The organism is Streptosporangium sp. NPDC006013, from assembly GCF_040614275.1.
In the GTDB taxonomy this organism is placed as follows: Bacteria; Actinomycetota; Actinomycetes; order Streptosporangiales; family Streptosporangiaceae; genus Streptosporangium.
Window position 1 is genome coordinate 1 of the sequence record NZ_JBEXUE010000838.1, and the last position, 2305, is coordinate 2305.

General features: G+C 69.6%; 2 protein-coding genes. Both read left to right on the top strand.

The annotated features are described in order from the left end of the window. Nucleotides 1-287 precede the first annotated feature (287 nt). Nucleotides 288-1271, top strand: coding sequence for an ABC transporter permease (locus tag ABZ260_RS50160; protein ID WP_355632787.1), 984 nt, complete (start codon nucleotides 288-290; stop codon nucleotides 1269-1271). A 7-nt stretch (nucleotides 1272-1278) separates the two neighbouring features. Continuing rightward, entirely contained in the window at nucleotides 1279-2187 is a 909-nt protein-coding gene (locus tag ABZ260_RS50165) for an ABC transporter permease (RefSeq protein WP_355632790.1), read from the top strand. The last annotated feature ends 118 nt before the right edge of the window (nucleotides 2188-2305 follow it).

Consider the following 2305-nt stretch of genomic DNA (forward strand, 5'->3'; position numbering starts at 1 on the left):
ACGATCCTGGCCAGGTGGCTGGTGTCGTCGACGCTCACGTCCAGCCGGACGTGGTCCACCTCGGGGGTCAGGGTGACCGTGCCACCGGGGACGGCACCGCCGACCTGACCACCATCACCAGCGTTGACCTGCGCGCCGCCGTGGACGAACTCTCCGGAAAGTGATTCCGGGTCCGACCGGCGCCATCGTCCACTGAGATCCCTCCGATTCGGTACGCTATGCAGCCCATCGGTTGCTGAGTGTAGCAAGATGGTCACCGACAGCGGTGGGGCTCCGGAGGAGGAAAGATGGCGGGATTCCTTGCCCGCAGGCTGCTCAACTATCTGGTGCTGATCGTCGTGGCCACCAGCCTCGCCTACATGCTGGCCGCCTCCGCGCTCGACCCGCGATCCAACTACGAGGGCCGCAACCCGCCGATCCCCCCCGCGGTCGTCGACGCCCGCCTCACCGACCTCAACCTCAACGACCGCACCCCGCTCTTCGAGCGCTACCTGACCTGGGTGGGCGCCCTGGCGCGCGGCGACTTCGGCAGGACGGTGGCCGGTGGCTCGGTCGGCGACGACCTCGGGCGCCGGATCGGCGTCACCCTGCGCCTGATCACGGTCGGGCTGGTCGTCGGCAGTGTCACCGGCGTGCTCGTCGGCGCCTACGCCGCGGTCAAGCAGTACGGCGCCTTCGACCGGCTCTCGACAGGTCTCTCCTTCGTCGTCCTCGCGGTCCCCACGGTGGTGCTGGCCAACATCCTGATCATCGCCGCAGTCCGGTTCAACGAGGCCGTCGGCGCCCAGATCCTCCTCGTCAGCGGAGAGGCGACCCCCGGGCTCCAGGGCGGGTTCGTCGCCGCCGGGATCGACCGGATCCAGCATCTGCTGCTGCCCACGCTGTCGCTCTCGCTCGGCCTGGCCGCCGTCTACAGCCGCTACCAGCGCAACATGATGCTCGATGTGCTCGGCGCAGACTTCATCCGCACGGCCATGGCCAAGGGGCTGAGCCGCCGCGCCGCGCTGACCCGGCACGCGCTGCGTACCGCGCTGATCCCGGCGGTCACCTACTTCGCCTTCACCTTCGGGGCGCTGCTGGTCGGCACCACCTTCACCGAAAAGATCTTCGGCTGGCACGGCGTGGGAGAGCAGCTGGTCGACTCGATCTCCACCAACGACATCAACACGGTCGCCGCGATCAGCTGCTTCGCCGCGCTGGCGGTGCTGCTGGCCGCGTTGGCCTCCGACGTGCTCCACGCCGTCCTCGACCCGCGCGTCCGGGTGGGGTGAGCCGGAGATGACCATCGCCGAGGAGGAGCTCACCGAGCAGCGGGCGTCCGTGGACAGGATCAAGGCGCCCTCACGGCTACGGGTGGTCATGGGCCGCCTCCTGAGCTCGGGCCGGGGCCGGACCGGCTCCGTGCTCCTCCTGCTGATCTTCCTGCTGGCCTTCGCCGGCCCCTACCTCACCCGCTGGACCTACACCGCCAAGGACTTCACCGCCTTTCTCGCGCCGCCGTCGACCGAGCACTGGTGGGGGACCCTGCAGACCGGCGCCGACGTGTACGCGGTCACGCTGCGCGGCATGCGCAGGTCCCTGGTCGTCGGCCTGCTCGCCGCGGTGGTCGGCACCGCGCTCGCGGCCGTGGTGGGTGCCTTCGCCGGATACTTCGGAAGCTGGACCGACCGTTCACTGACCTGGGTGACCGACCTGCTGCTCGTGCTCCCCGCCTTCCTGATCCTGGCGATCATGTCCCCGCTCTTCGCCGGGGGACAGTGGCCGATGTTCGTGCTGGTGCTGGCGCTCTTTCTCTGGATGGTGACCTCGAAGATCGTCCGGAGCATGACCATCTCGCTCAGGGAACGGGAGTTCATCCAGGCGGCCAGGTTCATGGGCGTGCCGCCGACGAGGATCATCTTCCGGCACATCATTCCCAACATGTCCTCGCTGCTGGTCGTCGACGCCACGCTGAACGTCAGCGCCGCGATCCTCACCGAGACGTCCCTCTCCTACTTCGGCTTCGGCATCCAGCCGCCGGACGTCTCGCTGGGCAGCCTCATCGCGGACGGCGCCCAGACGGCGCTCTACGCCCCCTGGACGTTCTGGTTCTGCGCGGGCCTGTTGATCGTCACCGTGCTCGCGGTGAACCTGGTCGGCGACTCCCTGCGCGACGCCTTCGACCCCACGGCCCGCAGAGGTGGGTGAGCGGATGACAGGCGAGCGAACCGCGGACGCGAGATCCCGGAGCGGCCGGACCGGCGGGCGCGGCGCCGGGGCCGGTCCCCTGCCGGTGAGGGCCGGAACCGACCTCGTGCCCGCCGAC